At 69.1% G+C, this 14855-nt stretch carries 17 protein-coding genes; 16 read left to right on the plus strand and 1 reads right to left on the minus strand.

Going from position 1 to position 14855, the window contains the following annotated elements; genetic code table 11:
* The first annotated feature begins 84 nt into the window (after positions 1-84).
* The 4 genes from ACE3OK_RS04410 (at position 85) to hemC (ending at position 3423) form a co-directional block, all read left to right on the plus strand.
* The gene (locus ACE3OK_RS04410; RefSeq protein ID WP_374248343.1) at positions 85-882 is read left to right on the plus strand and encodes a hypothetical protein; all 798 of its coding nucleotides are present in this window, start codon (positions 85-87) and stop codon (positions 880-882) included.
* Positions 883-934: 52 nt separating this feature from the next.
* Positions 935-1603, plus strand: coding sequence for an alpha/beta hydrolase (locus ACE3OK_RS04415; RefSeq protein ID WP_374248344.1), 669 nt, complete (start codon positions 935-937; stop codon positions 1601-1603).
* 89 nt (positions 1604-1692) lie between these two features.
* On the plus strand, positions 1693-2439 hold the full coding sequence (locus tag ACE3OK_RS04420) for a LytR/AlgR family response regulator transcription factor (protein ID WP_374248345.1): 747 nt from the start codon (positions 1693-1695) through the stop codon (positions 2437-2439).
* 66 nt (positions 2440-2505) lie between these two features.
* Positions 2506-3423, plus strand: coding sequence for a hydroxymethylbilane synthase (gene hemC, locus ACE3OK_RS04425; RefSeq protein WP_374248346.1), 918 nt, complete (start codon positions 2506-2508; stop codon positions 3421-3423).
* 7 nt (positions 3424-3430) lie between these two features.
* Here hemC and ACE3OK_RS04430 read toward each other — a convergent pair whose 3' ends face one another.
* A complete protein-coding gene (locus tag ACE3OK_RS04430) occupies positions 3431-4063 on the minus strand; it encodes a DUF481 domain-containing protein (RefSeq protein ID WP_374248347.1) in 633 nt (210 codons plus the stop codon).
* 84 nt (positions 4064-4147) lie between these two features.
* On the opposite strand from ACE3OK_RS04430, the gene ACE3OK_RS04435 reads away from it, so the two are divergent.
* The 12 genes from ACE3OK_RS04435 to hslV all read left to right on the plus strand — a co-directional run bounded on the left by ACE3OK_RS04435 (position 4148) and on the right by hslV (position 14797).
* A complete protein-coding gene (locus tag ACE3OK_RS04435; RefSeq protein ID WP_374248348.1) occupies positions 4148-5122 on the plus strand; it encodes a helix-turn-helix transcriptional regulator in 975 nt (324 codons plus the stop codon).
* Positions 5119-6015, plus strand: coding sequence for a patatin-like phospholipase family protein (locus ACE3OK_RS04440; protein ID WP_374248349.1), 897 nt, complete (start codon positions 5119-5121; stop codon positions 6013-6015). Before ACE3OK_RS04435 ends, ACE3OK_RS04440 begins: the two co-directional genes overlap by 4 nt.
* 62 nt (positions 6016-6077) lie before the next feature.
* On the plus strand, positions 6078-6347 hold the full coding sequence (locus ACE3OK_RS04445) for a hypothetical protein (RefSeq protein WP_374248350.1): 270 nt from the start codon (positions 6078-6080) through the stop codon (positions 6345-6347).
* Between the two features lie 72 nt (positions 6348-6419).
* Complete coding sequence (locus ACE3OK_RS04450; RefSeq protein WP_374248351.1) at positions 6420-8525, plus strand: prolyl oligopeptidase family protein; 2106 nt, start codon at positions 6420-6422, stop codon at positions 8523-8525.
* 158 nt (positions 8526-8683) lie between these two features.
* Positions 8684-10852: a S9 family peptidase gene (locus ACE3OK_RS04455; RefSeq protein WP_374248352.1), complete on the plus strand. Its 2169-nt coding sequence runs from the start codon at positions 8684-8686 to the stop codon at positions 10850-10852.
* 48 nt (positions 10853-10900) lie between these two features.
* Positions 10901-11284: a YbaN family protein gene (locus ACE3OK_RS04460; RefSeq protein ID WP_374248353.1), complete on the plus strand. Its 384-nt coding sequence runs from the start codon at positions 10901-10903 to the stop codon at positions 11282-11284.
* Between the two features lie 4 nt (positions 11285-11288).
* Positions 11289-11456: a lipoprotein gene (locus tag ACE3OK_RS04465; protein ID WP_374248354.1), complete on the plus strand. Its 168-nt coding sequence runs from the start codon at positions 11289-11291 to the stop codon at positions 11454-11456.
* 11 nt (positions 11457-11467) lie between these two features.
* Positions 11468-12301 (plus strand): diaminopimelate epimerase, encoded by an 834-nt coding sequence (dapF, locus tag ACE3OK_RS04470; RefSeq protein WP_374248355.1) that lies wholly within the window; start codon positions 11468-11470, stop codon positions 12299-12301.
* Positions 12298-12981 carry a DUF484 family protein gene (locus tag ACE3OK_RS04475; protein WP_374248356.1) on the plus strand — a complete coding sequence of 228 codons (684 nt, stop codon included), beginning with the start codon at positions 12298-12300 and terminating at the stop codon, positions 12979-12981. Before dapF ends, ACE3OK_RS04475 begins: the two co-directional genes overlap by 4 nt.
* An 8-nt stretch (positions 12982-12989) precedes the next feature.
* A complete protein-coding gene (gene xerC, locus ACE3OK_RS04480; RefSeq protein ID WP_374248357.1) occupies positions 12990-13859 on the plus strand; it encodes a tyrosine recombinase XerC in 870 nt (289 codons plus the stop codon).
* Positions 13860-13918: 59 nt separating this feature from the next.
* The gene (locus tag ACE3OK_RS04485) at positions 13919-14173 is read left to right on the plus strand and encodes a hypothetical protein (RefSeq protein WP_374248358.1); all 255 of its coding nucleotides are present in this window, start codon (positions 13919-13921) and stop codon (positions 14171-14173) included.
* A 72-nt stretch (positions 14174-14245) separates the two neighbouring features.
* Positions 14246-14797 (plus strand): ATP-dependent protease subunit HslV, encoded by a 552-nt coding sequence (hslV, locus tag ACE3OK_RS04490; RefSeq protein WP_374248359.1) that lies wholly within the window; start codon positions 14246-14248, stop codon positions 14795-14797.
* The last annotated feature ends 58 nt before the right edge of the window (positions 14798-14855 follow it).

Below are 14855 nucleotides of genomic sequence, written 5' to 3' on the forward strand. Positions count from 1 at the left end.
AACGCCGGCCTGAGATTCGGCTGAGCCGGGCGCAGCGTGGCTGCGGCCACACTGCACGCCAGTTCCCGCCATCGCCACTTCGTCATGCGCACGCCTGCCGACGATTCCACCATCCCCGCACTGGCCAAGGTGCCGCAGGTGACGTTGCTGTTCTGGGCCATCAAGATCGCCGCCACCACGCTGGGCGAAACCGGCGGCGACGCGGTGACGATGTCGTGGCTGGGCGAAACCTCCGCGCATGCCAACCCCAACGGCTACCTGATCGGAACCGGTCTGTTCGGCGCGCTTTTCGTGCTGGCCGTGTGGCTGCAGATCCGGGCACGGCGCTTCAATCCGTGGCTGTACTGGTTCGCGATCCTGGCCAGCACCACGGTGGGCACCACGCTCGCGGATTTCGCCGACCGTTCCCTCGGCATCGGCTACAGCGGCGGTTCCAGCCTGCTGCTGCTCCTGCTGCTGGCCGTGTTCATGTCGTGGAAACGCAGCCTGGGCACGGTCGCGGTGGCCAGCGTCGATCGTCCGCAGGCCGAGGTATTCTACTGGCTGACCATCATGTGCTCGCAGACGCTGGGAACGGCACTGGGCGATTGGATGGCCGACACGCAAGGCTTGGGTTATCGCGGTGGCATCGCCCTCTTCTGCGGCGCGCTGGCGTGGGTGGCCGCACTGCATTTCACGAAGAAAGTCTCGCCGACCCTGCTGTTCTGGGCCGCATTCATCCTCACCCGGCCGCTGGGAGCGGTGCTGGGCGATTTCCTCGACAAGCCGCCGGCACAGGGCGGGTTGGCGCTGGGCCGCGCGCCGGCCACATTGGTGCTGCTGGCCTGCGTGGTCGCGGCGATCCGGCTGTTTCCACAACGGCCGGCGCAACACGCGCACTGAAGCTGTCCCGGGGCGGCGGCATAATGCCCTGCCACAACGCTTGGAACGCCGCATGCTGCTGGATACCGTCGAACACGAAACCGGCCCGGACCCGCAGTGGTGCGTGCTGTGGCTGCACGGCCTGGGCGCCGACGGTCACGATTTCGCGCCGATCGTGCCCGAGCTGGTGCGCGATGGCTGGCCGGCGCTGCGCTTCGTGTTCCCGCATGCGCCGGTGCGCGCGGTCACCATCAACGGCGGCGCGCGCATGCGCGCGTGGTACGACATCCGTGACTTCGACCTGGCCCACCGCGCCGACCTGGAAGGCGTGGACGCATCGGTGGCGCAGGTCGAGGCGCTGATCGCGCGCGAAGCAGGGCGCGGCATCCCGCCGCAGCGCCTGCTGCTGGCCGGGTTCTCGCAGGGTGGCGCGATCACCCTGGCGGCGGGACTGGCGCGCGCACAGCCGCTGGCCGGGCTGATCGCCCTGTCCACCTATCTGCCGATGCCGCTGGCGCTGGCGCAGCAGCGGCTGGCCCCGCAGGCCGCCGCACAACCGCTGTTCATGGCACATGGCCTGTTCGACCCGGTGGTGCCGCCGGCGGCGGGCGATGCCGCCTTGCAGGCGATGCGCGGCTTCGGCTTCACGGCCGAAAGCCGGCGCTACCCGATGCAGCACGCGGTGTGCGGCGAAGAAATCCGCGATCTCGGCGACTGGCTGGGCGCGCGTTTCACCGCGTGAGCGCGGCACGAGGGTGACGCCCGCCCCGGCCCGCAGCTACCATCGCCGCGGGGGGGCCCGGTGGATGCTGTTCGGGGAGGAATCGCACCATGACCGCACAACCGCTGCGCGTGCTGATCGTCGATGACGAGCCGTTGGCCCGTGCGCGCCTGCGCGGGCTGCTGGAGGCACGGGCGGACGTGCAGGTGGCGGGCGAGGCCGCCGATGGGCAGGCGGCACTGGACGCCTGTGCCCGCCTGCACCCGGACCTGGTGTTGCTGGATATCGCCATGCCCGGCATCGACGGGCTGGACACCGCGCGCCACCTCGCCACCTTGCAGCCGCCGCCGGCGGTGGTGTTCTGCACCGCCTACGACGAGCACGCGCTGTCCGCGTTCGAGGCGCGGGCGCTGGATTACCTGGTCAAGCCGGTGCGTGGCGAGCGCCTGGAGGCGGCGCTGGACAAGGTGCGTACCTTCCTCGCCGGCCGCAGCCACCAGCGCGACGATGCGCCCCACGCACAGGCGCGCACGCACCTGTGCGCGCGCCTGCGCGGCAGCCTGCGGATGATCCCGGTGGACGACATCCGCTATTTGCAGGCGGACGAAAAATACGTGGCCGTGCACCATGCGCGCGGCGAGGACCTGATCGAGGAATCGCTGAAAGCGCTGGAAACCGAATTCGGCGACCGCTTCGTGCGCATCCATCGCAATTGCCTGGTGGCGCGTTCGGAGATCGTCGAACTGCGGCGCACGCCGGACGGGCATGTCCATGCCGTGCTGCGCAACGCGGCGCAATCGCTGGAGGTCAGCCGGCGTTGCCTGAGCCAGCTGCGCGAGACGTTGCGGCACCCGTAACCGCGCTTCGCCATCCGCGGCGCGCGTGGCCCGCCCACTTGCGGAGCGGCAGGCGATAATGCACGCATGAAGACGCTGCGCATCGCCACCCGCAAGAGCCCGCTGGCCCTCTGGCAAACCGAACACGTCGCCGGGCGCCTGCGTGCGGCGCACCCCGGCCTGAGCGTCGAACTGGTGCCACTGTCCACCCGCGGCGACGAGATCCTCGACCGCTCGCTGGCGGCGATCGGCGGCAAGGGCCTGTTCCTGAAGGAACTGGAACTGGCGATGCAGCGCGGGGACGCCGACTGCGCGGTGCATTCGCTGAAAGACGTGCCGATGGAGCTGGAGCCGGGCTTCGCGCTGGCCGCCATCCTGCCGCGCGCCGACCACGCCGACGCCTTCGTCAGCAACCGGTTCGACGGCCTCGACGCCCTGCCGCAGGGCGCGCGCGTGGGCACCTCGTCCTTGCGCCGGCAGGCGCAATTGCGCGCGCTGCGCCCCGACCTGGACCTGCGCGACCTGCGCGGCAACGTCAATACCCGGCTGGCCAAGCTCGATGCCGGCCACTACGACGCCATCGTGCTGGCCTGCGCCGGCCTGCAACGGCTGGGCTTCGATGCCCGCATCCGCGCCCGGCTGGATGCCCCCGCTTGGCTGCCGGCCCCGGCGCAGGGTGCCATCGCCATCGAAACCCGCAGCGACGACCCGCGCGTCGCCGCGCTGTGCGCCGCCCTGGACGACGCGCACACGGGCCTGTGCGTGCGTGCGGAACGGGCCATGAACCGCGCCCTGCACGGCAGTTGCCATGTGCCGGTGGCGGCGCTGGCCACCCTGGGCGGCGATGGGCGACTGCACCTGCAAGGACTGGTGGGCTCGGCACGCGACGGCCACCATGTGCGCGCGCAGGCCCATGGCGCGGCCGACGCACCGGAAACACTGGGGGTCACGGTGGCGGAGGCGTTGCTGGCGCAGGGCGCACGGGCACTGCTCGACGCCGGCTGACCCGCCGTCAGAACGCGTATTTCAGGTTCACCGTGGCGTCGGTCTGGTTGCGGCTGGCCACGTTGCTGTCACGGCGCAGCTCCACCCCGGAGCTCAAGGTCAGGGCCGGCCGCAACTGCGTCTTCAGCAGCAGGCTGTTGCGCAGGTAGGCACCGTGCTGGCCGGCCTCCAGCCGGGTGGTTTGCGACAACCGGGTGCGCGCACCCAGCGCCTGGTTCCACTCCACCTGGCTGCGCAGGACCGGCCCGGTGCCGGCGATGCCGTCTTCGGCATAGCCCCGCAGGCGATACCCGGTGTCCACCGACACCTTCACGCTGGTGTCGACGGTCTGCACCGCCTGCATGCCGTACAGCATGCCCACCCGCGCCTTGCTGCCCTGCGCCTTCACCCAGGCGCGCGGGGCGCTGGCGATGTGCAGGCGGCCACCGCCACCGGGCAGGTCGTCGCCATCGATGCGACGCTGCCCCGATGCGATCGGCACCATCGCGTCCACCACCCATTCCCCATGCACGCATTGCGCGGCGAGGCAGCGCGGCGGGTCCACCAGCCGCTGCGCCAGCTCCGGCGGCAGCGTCGGTACGGGGGCCAGGACAAGGGCGGGCGGCGGCGCGGTGAACGCCAGCCACAGCAGCGGCAGCATGGTCGTCGCAGGGTCCGGGAAACGGCTTGCATTCATATCACGGTGCGGCCCGCACAGGCTGAATGGCTGTCGCATAATCGGGCCATGGATCGCCAAGAACGCATCACCGCCCTGCACCGTACCCTGCAAGCGGCCCGCCGCCCGGTCACCGTGGCGCATTTGCAGGACGTGCTGGGCTGCTCGCGCGCCACCGTCTACCGCGACATCGCCTACCTGCGCGATGCGTTGATGGCGCCGGTGATCGGCGAGGGCGAGACCGGCTTCCACTACGACAAGGACGAGGCCGACCGCTTCGAGTTGCCGGGGCTGTGGCTGAATTCGGAAGAACTGCACGCGCTGCTGGCCGCGCAACACTTGCTGGCGCGCTGCAGCGGCGGGCTGTTGTCGACGGCGCTGGCGCCATTGCAGCAGCGGGTGGAGAAACTGCTGGACGTGCACGCCGGCCACAAGCACTGGCCGCTGGAACGCGTGCGGGTGATCCCGCACCGCATCCGCCGCATGGACGAGCATGCCTTCCGCATCGTCGCCTCCAGCGTGCTGGAGCGCCGCCGGCTGACGTTCGATTACCGCGCCCGCTCCACCGACGAGAAAACCCGCCGCACGGTCAGCCCGCAACGCCTCACCCACTACCGCGACAACTGGTACCTGGATGCGTGGGACGAGGACCGCGAGGCGCTGCGCAGCTTCTCGATCGACCGCATCACCTCCGCGCGAATGGCCGACGGCAGCGCGCACGACGTCGCCGATGACGCGCTCAACGCCCACCTGGCCGGCAGTTACGGCATCTTCTCCGGCGCACCGAAGGGCTGGGCCACGATCCGCTTCAGCCCCAAGGCCGCACGCTGGGTGGCCGACGAGCACTGGCATTCGCAGCAGCAAGGCCGCTTCCTGGCCGATGGCAGCTATGAACTGAAACTGCCGTATTCGGTGCCGCGTGAATTGCTGATGGACGTGCTGCACTACGGTGCCGACGCCGAGATCATCGAGCCGAAGGCACTGCGCGAACAACTGCGCGCGCACCTGCAACTGGCGCTGTCGAACTACGCGGAGGAGGCATGATCGGCGCCCCGCCACACGACGCGTCCATCGTGCTGGCGCTGGGCGGCGGCGGCGCACGCGGGCTGGCGCAGATCGGCGTGATCGAAGTGTTGCAGGCGCGCGGATTGTTCGTGGAAGCGGTGGCCGGGACCTCCTGCGGGGCCTTGGTGGGCGGCTGCTTCGCCGCCGGCAAGCTGGGCGAGCTGCGCGACTGGATGCTGCGCACCAACCGCAACGAAATGCTGCGCCTGCTCGACCCCGGCCTGGGCCGCCCGGCCATGTTCACCGGCAACCGGCTGGTGCGCGTGCTGCGTGAACTGATCGGCGAGCCACGCATCGAGGACCTGCCGATCGACTTCACTGCGGTGGCGGTGGATCTGCTGCGCCAGCGCGAGGTGTGGCTGCGCCAGGGTGACCTGTGGGATGCCCTGCGCGCCTCGTTCGCCATCCCCGGCATCTTCACCCCGCTGACCATCGGCGGCATGGAGCTGGTGGATGGCGGCCTGCTGGCACCGCTGCCGATCACCGCCACCCGTCTGGCCGGTCCACACCGGGTGATCGCGGTGGACATCCATGGCCGCCCTCCACAGCGGATCAGCGAACCGGTGCGCGACGTGGATGCCGAACACGGCAAATCCGCCCCCGGCATCCTCGGCCGCTGGGTGGAACAGCACTTCGGCAATCGCGACGGCAGCCGGCCGCAACATCGCTTCGGCCTGATGGAAGTGATGGCCAATTCGCTGGACACCATGCAGGAACGCATCGCCCGCGTGCAATTGGCGCTGGAACCGCCGGAACTGCTGATCCGCATCCCGCGCGATGCCTGCCAGTTCTACGAATTCTGGCGCGGTGCCGAACTGATCGACATCGGTCGCCGCGAAGCGGAAAAGGCGCTGGACGCCGCCGGATATTGAGCGTCGCAGCCGGTGAGATGGGCCGTCTGCACGCTGGCGGCACCTTCCACGGAGCTGCCGCCATGACCCACCGTGATCTTGATGCCCTGCTGCGCCAGTTCGTCGTCCTCGGCGCGCTGGTGGTGCTGCTGGTGCCTGCCGCGCGCGGCAGCAACGCCTGGCTGGGCTGGCTGCCGCTGTGGCTGCTGGGCATGCCGTTGGCGGCGTGGTGGAGCCTGCGTCGGTGGCCGCTGCCGCGGCTTGCGCTGCACCTGCCGCGGCGGCGGCGCGCACAGGCGGTGCGACGCCGGCACCGCGCATCCGGCCAGGCACCGGCGGCCCGGCGCGCCTGAACCTTTGGCACGGCCTCGTCACCGGCCTGCGTGATAGCGTGGCGGCTTCCTCCCGCTGCCACCGATCCCGCCATGCATGCACTTTCCAACGCCTTCCTGTTCGCCGGTCTTGCCGTGGCCGGCACGGCCTCCGCGCAGTCCGCGCCGGCCACCGATCCTTACGCCTGGCTGGAAGACGTCAGCGGTGAGACGTCGCTGGACTGGGTGCGCGCACGCAACGCCAAGGCCGAAGCGGAGATCGCAGGCACCCCGGCGTTCAGGCAGCTGGAAGCCGACATCCGCGCCATCCTCGATTCCGACGCCAAGATCCCCGGCGTCGAGAAGATCGGCGGCTACTACTACAACTTCTGGAAGGACAAGCAGCACGAGCGCGGCGTCTGGCGCCGCACCACGCTGGCCGAATACCGCAAGCCGGAGCCGAAGTGGGAAACCGTGCTCGACCTGGACGCGCTGAACAAGGCGGAGAACGCCAAGTGGGTGTGGCACGGCGCCGACTGCCTGCGGCCAGCGTACACCCGCTGCCTGATCGCGCTGTCGCCCGGCGGCTCCGATGCCGACGTGACCCGCGAGTTCGACCTCACCACCAAGCAGTTCGTGCAGGACGGCTTCTTCCGTCCGGAAGCCAAGGGCGGGCTGGCGTGGATCGACGAGAACACGGTCTACGTGTTCACCGATTTCGGTCCGGGCACGCTGACCAGCTCGGGTTATCCGAACATCGTCAAGGAATGGAAGCGCGGCACGCCGTTGTCGGCGGCGAAGACCGTGTACGAAGGCAAGCCGGGCGACATGTACATCGCCGCGATGCGCGACGTCACGTTCGATCACGGCCGCCCGGTCTACCAGCGCGACTTCGTCAGCCGCACGCTGGCGTTCTACAACGACGAGCTGTACCTGCGCAGCGCGGACGGCAGCCTCGCCAAGGTCGACGCGCCCAACAGCGCGCAGAAGGGCGTGCACAAGGAATGGCTGCTGCTGGAGCTGCGCGAGCCTTATGCCGTCGGCGGCAAGACCTATGCGCCCGGTTCGCTGATCGCCACCAATTTCAACGACTTCATGGCCGGCAAGCGCGACTTCACCGCGCTGTTCGAGCCCACCGACCACGCCGCGCTGGCCGGCTACGCGTGGACCAAGGACCACCTTGTCCTCAACGTGATGGAGGACGTCAAGAACCGCCTGTCCGTGCTGACCCCGGGCAAGGGCGACTGGGCGAAAGCGGACTTCGTAGGCGCGCCGACCATCGGCACGCTTGGTATCGGCGCAGTGGATGCGGAGGACAGCAATGCTGTGTGGCTGACCGCCACCGACTTCCTCAGCCCGACCACGCTGTCCATCGCGGAGATCGGCAAGCAGCCGGAAGTGCTGAAGTCCAACCCGGTGTTCTTCGACGGCGGCAATGACGTGATCGAACAGCACTTCGCCACCAGCAAGGACGGCACCCAGGTGCCGTACTTCCTGGTCCGCCCGAAGGATCTTGCGTTCGACGGCAAGGCGCCGACCCTGCTGTACGGCTACGGCGGCTTCGAGATCTCGATGACGCCGGCCTATTCCGGCAGCATCGGCAAGGCCTGGCTGGAGAAGGGCGGCGTGTACGCGCTGGCCAACATCCGCGGCGGCGGCGAATACGGCCCACGCTGGCACCAGGCTGCGCTCAAGGCCAATCGCCACAAGGCCTACGAGGACTTCGCCGCGATCGCCGACGACCTGGTTGCGCGCAAGATCACTTCGCCGCAGCGCCTCGGCACCATGGGCGGCAGCAACGGCGGTCTGCTGATGGGCAACATGCTGACCCAGTACCCGGAGAAGTTCGGCGCCATCGTGGTGCAGGTGCCGCTGCTGGACATGCAGCGCTACAGCCACCTGCTGGCCGGCGCCTCGTGGATGGCCGAGTACGGCGATCCGGACACCGCGGACTGGTCGTTCATCCAGACCTTCTCGCCCTACCACCTGTTCGACGCGGCGAAGACCTATCCGGCGACGCTGTTCACCACGTCGACCAAGGACGATCGCGTCCATCCCGGTCACGCGCGCAAGATGATGGCGAAGATGGAAGCGGCGGGTAAGGATGTGCGCTACTACGAGAACATCGAGGGCGGCCACGGCGGCGCGGCCAACAACGCGCAGGCGGCGCACATGAACGCGCTGGCCTACACGTTCCTGTGGAACCAGCTGAGCAAATGATGTCCAGGCTCGTCATTCCCGCGAAGGCAGGAATCCAAGGACGCTGTTCGAACTGGAAATCCAAAGTCCATGGATCCCCGCCTTCGCGGGGATGACGAGCAAGAGCAAGTGCGAAATGGTGGAGCGAGCGTTGCAATTCGCCCCGCGGAGCCCCACCCATGAACTCCCACGTCCTGATCGCCGGTCTTTTCCTCATGAGCAGCCTCGCCTCCGCCCAGACCCCGCCCACACCGCCCGACGCGACGAAGCAATCGCACGTGGTGAAGACACCGTTCGGCGCGGAACGGCAGGACCCGTATTACTGGCTACGCGATGACAACCGCGAAAACCCGGCGATGCTGGCCTATCTGCAGGCGGAAAACGCCTACGCCGATGCCATGCTGGCACCGCTCAAGCCGGTGCAGGACCGGCTCTACGATGAAACCGTGGCGCGCATCCGCCAGGATGACGCCAGCGTGCCGTTCCGCGAGCGTGGCTGGTGGTATTACGCCCGCTTCGAAACCGGCAAGGACTACCCGGTGCACGCGCGCCGCAAGGACGCGCCGGGGCTCGACGCGCTGTCGATCCAGCAAGCCAATGCGGCGGGTGATTTCGCCGGTGAAGAAGTGCTGCTGGACGTCAACCAGCTTGCCGCCGGCAAGGACTACTACAGCGTCGGCGGGTACGAAATCACCCCGGACAACCGGGTGCTGGCCTGGGCCGACGACAGCAACGGCCGCCGCCAGTACAGCATCCGCTTCCGCAACCTCGCCACCGGGCAACCCTATCCGGAGACCCTCGAGGGCGTCGCCCCCGACCTGGTCTGGGCCGACGACAACCAGACCCTGTTCTACGTCGAGAACGATCCGGAAACCCTGCTCACGGTGCGCGTGAAGAAGCACGTGCTGGGCACCGACCCGAAGCACGACCCGATCGTCTACGAAGAGGAAGACGACAGCTTCTACATGGGCATCGACCGCACCCGCGACGAGCAGTTCATCCTGATCGGCGTCAGCAGCACGGTGTCCGACGAGCTGCGCTACGCGCCGGCCGCCGACCCCCGTGAATTCACCGTGCTCGCCCCGCGCGCGCGCGACGTGGAATACGACGCCGACCACTTCGGCGGGCGTTGGGTGATCCGCACCAACGACCGGAACCAAGACGGCACGCCGGCGACCAACTTCAAGCTGGTCACCGCCGCCGACGGTGCCACCGCACGCAAGGACTGGCAGGACTGGATCGCGCACCGCGACGACGTGCTGATCGAGGGCTTCGAACTGTTCGACGGCTTCACCGCGATCGCCGAGCGCAGCGGCGGGCTGGAGCGGTTGCGCATCGTGCATGCCGATGGCCGCGAGACATTCGTGGCCGCCGACGAACCCGCTTATTCGATGGGGCTGGAGGTCAACAGCGAGCCGGCCACCGACTGGCTGCGCTACAGCTACACCTCGATGACCACGCCGGCCACCACCTACGCGCTGAACGTCCGCAGCGGCGAACGCCGCACATTGAAACAGCAGCCGGTGCCTGGCTACGACCCCGATCGCTACGTCACCGAGCGCCTGTGGGCGACCGCCCGCGACGGCACCCGGATTCCGGTGTCCATCGTCTACCGCAAGGGCTTCGAGAAGAACGGCACGGCCGCGCTGCTGCAGTACGCCTACGGCAGCTACGGCCTGTCGATGGATCCCGGCTTCTCGGTCACCACGGTGAGCCTGCTGGACCGCGGCATGGCCTATGCCATCGCCCACATCCGCGGCGGCCAGGAAATGGGCCGCCGCTGGTACGAGGACGGCAAGCTGCTGCACAAGAAGAACACCTTCACCGACTTCATCGACGTCACCGATTTCCTGGTCAAGGAAGGCTATGCCGCACCCGATCGCGTGGCCGCGCACGGCGGCAGCGCCGGCGGCCTGCTGATGGGCGCGATCGCGAACATGGCACCGGAGAAGTACCGGGTGATTTTGTCGCAGGTGCCGTTCGTGGACGTGGTGACGACGATGCTTGACCCGTCGATCCCGCTGACCACCAACGAATACGACGAGTGGGGCAACCCGGAACAGAAGGCGTTCTACGACTACATCCTCACCTACTCGCCCTACGACAACCTGGAGGCCAAGGCCTACCCGGCGATGTTCGTCGGCACCGGGCTGTGGGATTCGCAGGTGCAGTACTGGGAGCCGGCCAAGTACGTGGCCCGTCTGCGCGACCTGAACACCTCCGCCGAGCCGGTCATCTTCCGCACCAACATGGAAGCCGGCCACGGCGGCAAGTCCGGGCGCTTCCGCCGCTACCGCGAGCAGGCGGAGATGTACGCGTTCATGCTGGATCGGCTGGATGTGCACTGAGCCCGCCGCCATCGGCATCGACCACGAACAGGCGGCCAGGCGGCCCGCATGACCCGCTGGCTGTGGGCGCTGCTGGCGTGGACCAGCCTGGTGCTGGGGATCATCGGCGCGTTCCTGCCGGTGATGCCCACGGTGCCGTTCGTGCTGCTGTCCGCGTTCGCCGCCACCCGCGGCTCCGACCGCCTGCGCGCCTGGCTGGTCTCGCACCCCAGGTTTGGCCGCGCCATCCTGGACTGGGAGCAGAACGGCACGGTCTCGCGGCAGGCCAAGCGGCTGGCCATCGGGATGATGTGCGTGTCCTCGGTGTCGATGGCGATCTTCGCCCCGCGCTGGTGGATGGCGGCGATCGGCATCGCGGTGATGGCACTGGTGTCGGCGTGGCTGTGGCGACGCCCGGAGCCGCGACAGCCACCGGGTCCGCCGCTACACTGAAGCCATGACCAAGCGCATCGTTTTCCTCGTACTCCTGCTGTGCTCGCTGGCCGGCTGCGGCAACAAGGGGCCGTTGGTGCTGCCCGACAAGAAGCCGGCCGACACGCCCGCCGCCGCGGCCGACACCCACCCCGCGACCGCCGCGCCGGGTGCGCACGCCGCGCAGGAATGAACACGCCCGGCATGCGTTTTTCCAAGATGCACGGAGCCGGCAACGACTTCGTGGTGCTGGACTTGCGCGACGGCACGCCGGCGCCGGCGCCGGCGTTGTGTGCCCGCATCGCCGACCGCCACTTCGGCGTGGGCTGCGACCAGATCCTGACCATCGAACCGGCGACCGCTGCCGATGCGGTGGCCGCCTACCGCATCTGGAATGCCGATGGCTCGTCGTCCGGCCAATGCGGCAACGGCGCGCGCTGCGTGGCGGCATGGCTGGTGCGCGATGGCGTCGCGCCGGCGGACGCCGCCTTCATGATCGAAAGCCCGGCCGGGCGGCATGCGGTTGCGCACGATGGCCAGGGCGGTTTCGTGATCGACATGGGCGCGCCGCGTTTCGCGCCGGCCGACGTGCCGCTGGCCGGCATCGACCACGCCTGCGACGACTATGCGCTGGTGATCGACGGCACCACGCTGCGCTTCGGTGCGGTGTCGATGGGCAACCCGCATGCGGTGCTGGAAGTGGACGATGTGGCCACTGCCGACCTGCCGCACATCGGGCCACGCGTGCAGCACCATGCCCTGTTCCCGCAATCGGTCAACGTGGGGTTTGCGCAGGTGCTGTCGCCCACCCACATTCGCCTGCGCGTGTTCGAACGTGGCGTGGGTGAAACCCTGGCCTGCGGCAGCGGGGCCTGCGCGGCGGTGGCGGTGCTGGCCAGGCGTGGCCGCGTCGCCGCGGATGCCGAGGTGGTGGTGGACCTGCCCGGCGGCCGCCTGCACATCCGCCACGACCGCCAGCGCGGCACCCTGCACATGGGCGGCCCCGCCGCCTTCGTCTTCGAAGGAGAATGGCTTTGAACACCGGTTTCGACGGCATCACCGAAAAACTGGGCGCGCATGAAGTGGCGGCTTGGCTGCGCCGCCATCCCACTTTCCTGCAACAGTTCCCCGACCTGGCGCTGGCGCTGGTGGTGCCGCGCGAAACCGGCCCCGCCGCATCGTTGGCCAGCTACCAACTGGAGATCCTGCGCGACAAGAACCGCGAGCTGGGCAAGCGCCTGCACGAGCTGTTCGCCAATGCGCAGGACAACGAACGCCTGGCGGTGCGCACCCATCAGCTGACGCTGGCGCTGCTGCGGCAAACCAGTGCCGCCGATACCTTGCGCGCGCTGGCGGCCTCGCTGGCCGAGGATTTCCACGGCGACCTGGTGCGGATCGTCAGCTTCCGCCCGGTGGCGGGGCTGGAAGACGTGGACTGGCTGCAACACATCGACGAAGCCAGCCCGCGCCTGGCCGGCTTCCGCGACCTGCTGGCCAGTGGCGATCCGGTCTGCGGCCGCCTGCATCCGGACAAGCACGCGCTGCTGTTCGGCGTCCGCGCGGAGGACGTGCAGAGCACCGCGCTGCTGTCGTTGGCGGGTACCGGCCTGGTGGCGGTGGGCAGCCGCGACCCCAATCGCTTCTTCCCGGGCATGGGCACGCTGTTCCTGCGCATGATGGGCGAAGCGCTGGCGGCGGCGCTGGCCCGGTTCGACTGAGCCGGGCGATGTCGCCGGTTGACGCCTTCCTCGCGCATCTCGCGGTCGAGCGGCAGGCCTCCACCCACACGCTCGATGCCTACCGGCGCGACCTGTCCGCATTCGCACGCTGGGCGGATAGGCGCGCGCTGCCTGCGCTGTGCAGCGATGACCTGCGCGCCTTCATCGCCGCCGAACACCGGCGCGGGCTGTCGCCCAAGTCGTTGCAGCGCCGCCTGTCCGCCTGCCGCAGCCTGTACCGCTGGCTGCTGAAACAAGGCCGCATCAGCGCGGACCCCAGCGCTGGCGTGCGTGCGCCCAAGGCACCGCGCAAGCTGCCGCAAGTGCTCGACGTGGACGAAGCGGTGCAGCTGGTCGAGCTGCCCACCGACGCCCCGCTGGGCCTGCGCGACCGCGCCCTGCTGGAACTGTTCTATTCCTCCGGCCTGCGCCTGTCGGAGGTGTGCGCGCTGCGCTGGCACGATCTGGATATCGATGGCGGCCTGGTCACGGTGCTCGGCAAGGGCAGCAAGCAGCGCATCGTGCCGGTGGGCTCGCACGCCCGCGCGGCCCTGCTGGCATGGCGGCAGGCAACGCGCCCCGCTGCCGATGGCTTCGTGTTCCCCGGCCGCGGCGGCCAGCGGATCAGTGCCCGCGCCATCCAGCTGCGCATCAAGCAATTGGCCACCCGCCAGGGCGTGCTCAAGCGCATCCATCCACACCTGCTGCGGCACAGCTTCGCCAGCCATGTGCTGGAATCCTCCGGCGACCTGCGCGGCGTGCAGGAGCTGCTGGGCCACGCCGACATCGCCACCACCCAGATCTACACCCATCTGGACTTCCAGCATCTGGCGAAGGTGTACGACGCCGCCCACCCGCGCGCCAGGCGCAAGCCCTGACGGGCCGTTTTTGACGGCGGTCAAGGACACCCGGCGCGGCGGGCCGGCACACTGCCGGCATGATCGAGACCATCGACGGCTGGCGCTGCATCGGGTGCGGCAAAGTGGACGCCCCGCGCCCCTGCATCGGCGTGTGCACCGACAAGCGGGTGGAGCTGGTGCTGGCCGAGGACTACGCCGAACTGGCGTGGCGGGTCGAACAACTGGAGGAAGCGCTGGCCCTGATCGCCCGCACCACTCCCAAGCCCGACAAGCTGGAAGCCTCGTGGTTGGCCCTGCAGGCGCGGGCGCGCAAGCTGCTGGACACCGCCTGAACCGGTGCCCGGCCCGGCGCGCTTGAAGCGCCCGGCATCGTCCCCAGATCGTGGGTTCCGATGGAGAGACCGATGGACCCCAGCCAGAACCCCCACGTATTCCACGCCACCACCATCTGTTCGGTGCGCCGCAACGGTCAGGTGGTGATCGCCGGCGACGGCCAGGTCACGCTGGGCCACACGGTGATGAAGGCCAATGCGCGCAAGGTGCGCCGTCTCGGCAAGGACGGCCGCGTGCTGGCCGGCTTCGCCGGTGCCGCCGCCGATGCGTTCACCCTGTTCGAACTGTTCGAAGCCAAGCTGGAAAAACACGGCCAACTGACCCGCGCGGCGGTGGAGATGGCCAAGGATTGGCGCACCGAGCGCCGCTTCGGCAAGCTCGAAGCGCTGCTGGCGGTGGCCGACGCCGACACCTCGCTGGTGATTTCCGGCACCGGCGACGTGATCGAGCCGGAAGACGGCCTGATCGCCATTGGTTCCGGCGGCATGTACGCGCTGTCCGCCGCGCGCGCGCTGCTGGCGCATACCGAACTCGATGCAAAGACCATTGCCACCGAAGCGTTGGGCATCGCCGGCGACATCTGCATCTACACCAACCGCAACATCGTCGTCGAGACGCTCTGACCGAATGCCTCGCGGGCCATCCCGGCAGGGCGGCCCATCAACCAAGCGAGTATCGGGG

Source organism: Thermomonas sp. (assembly GCF_041905325.1).
Lineage (GTDB): Bacteria > Pseudomonadota > Gammaproteobacteria > Xanthomonadales > Xanthomonadaceae > Thermomonas.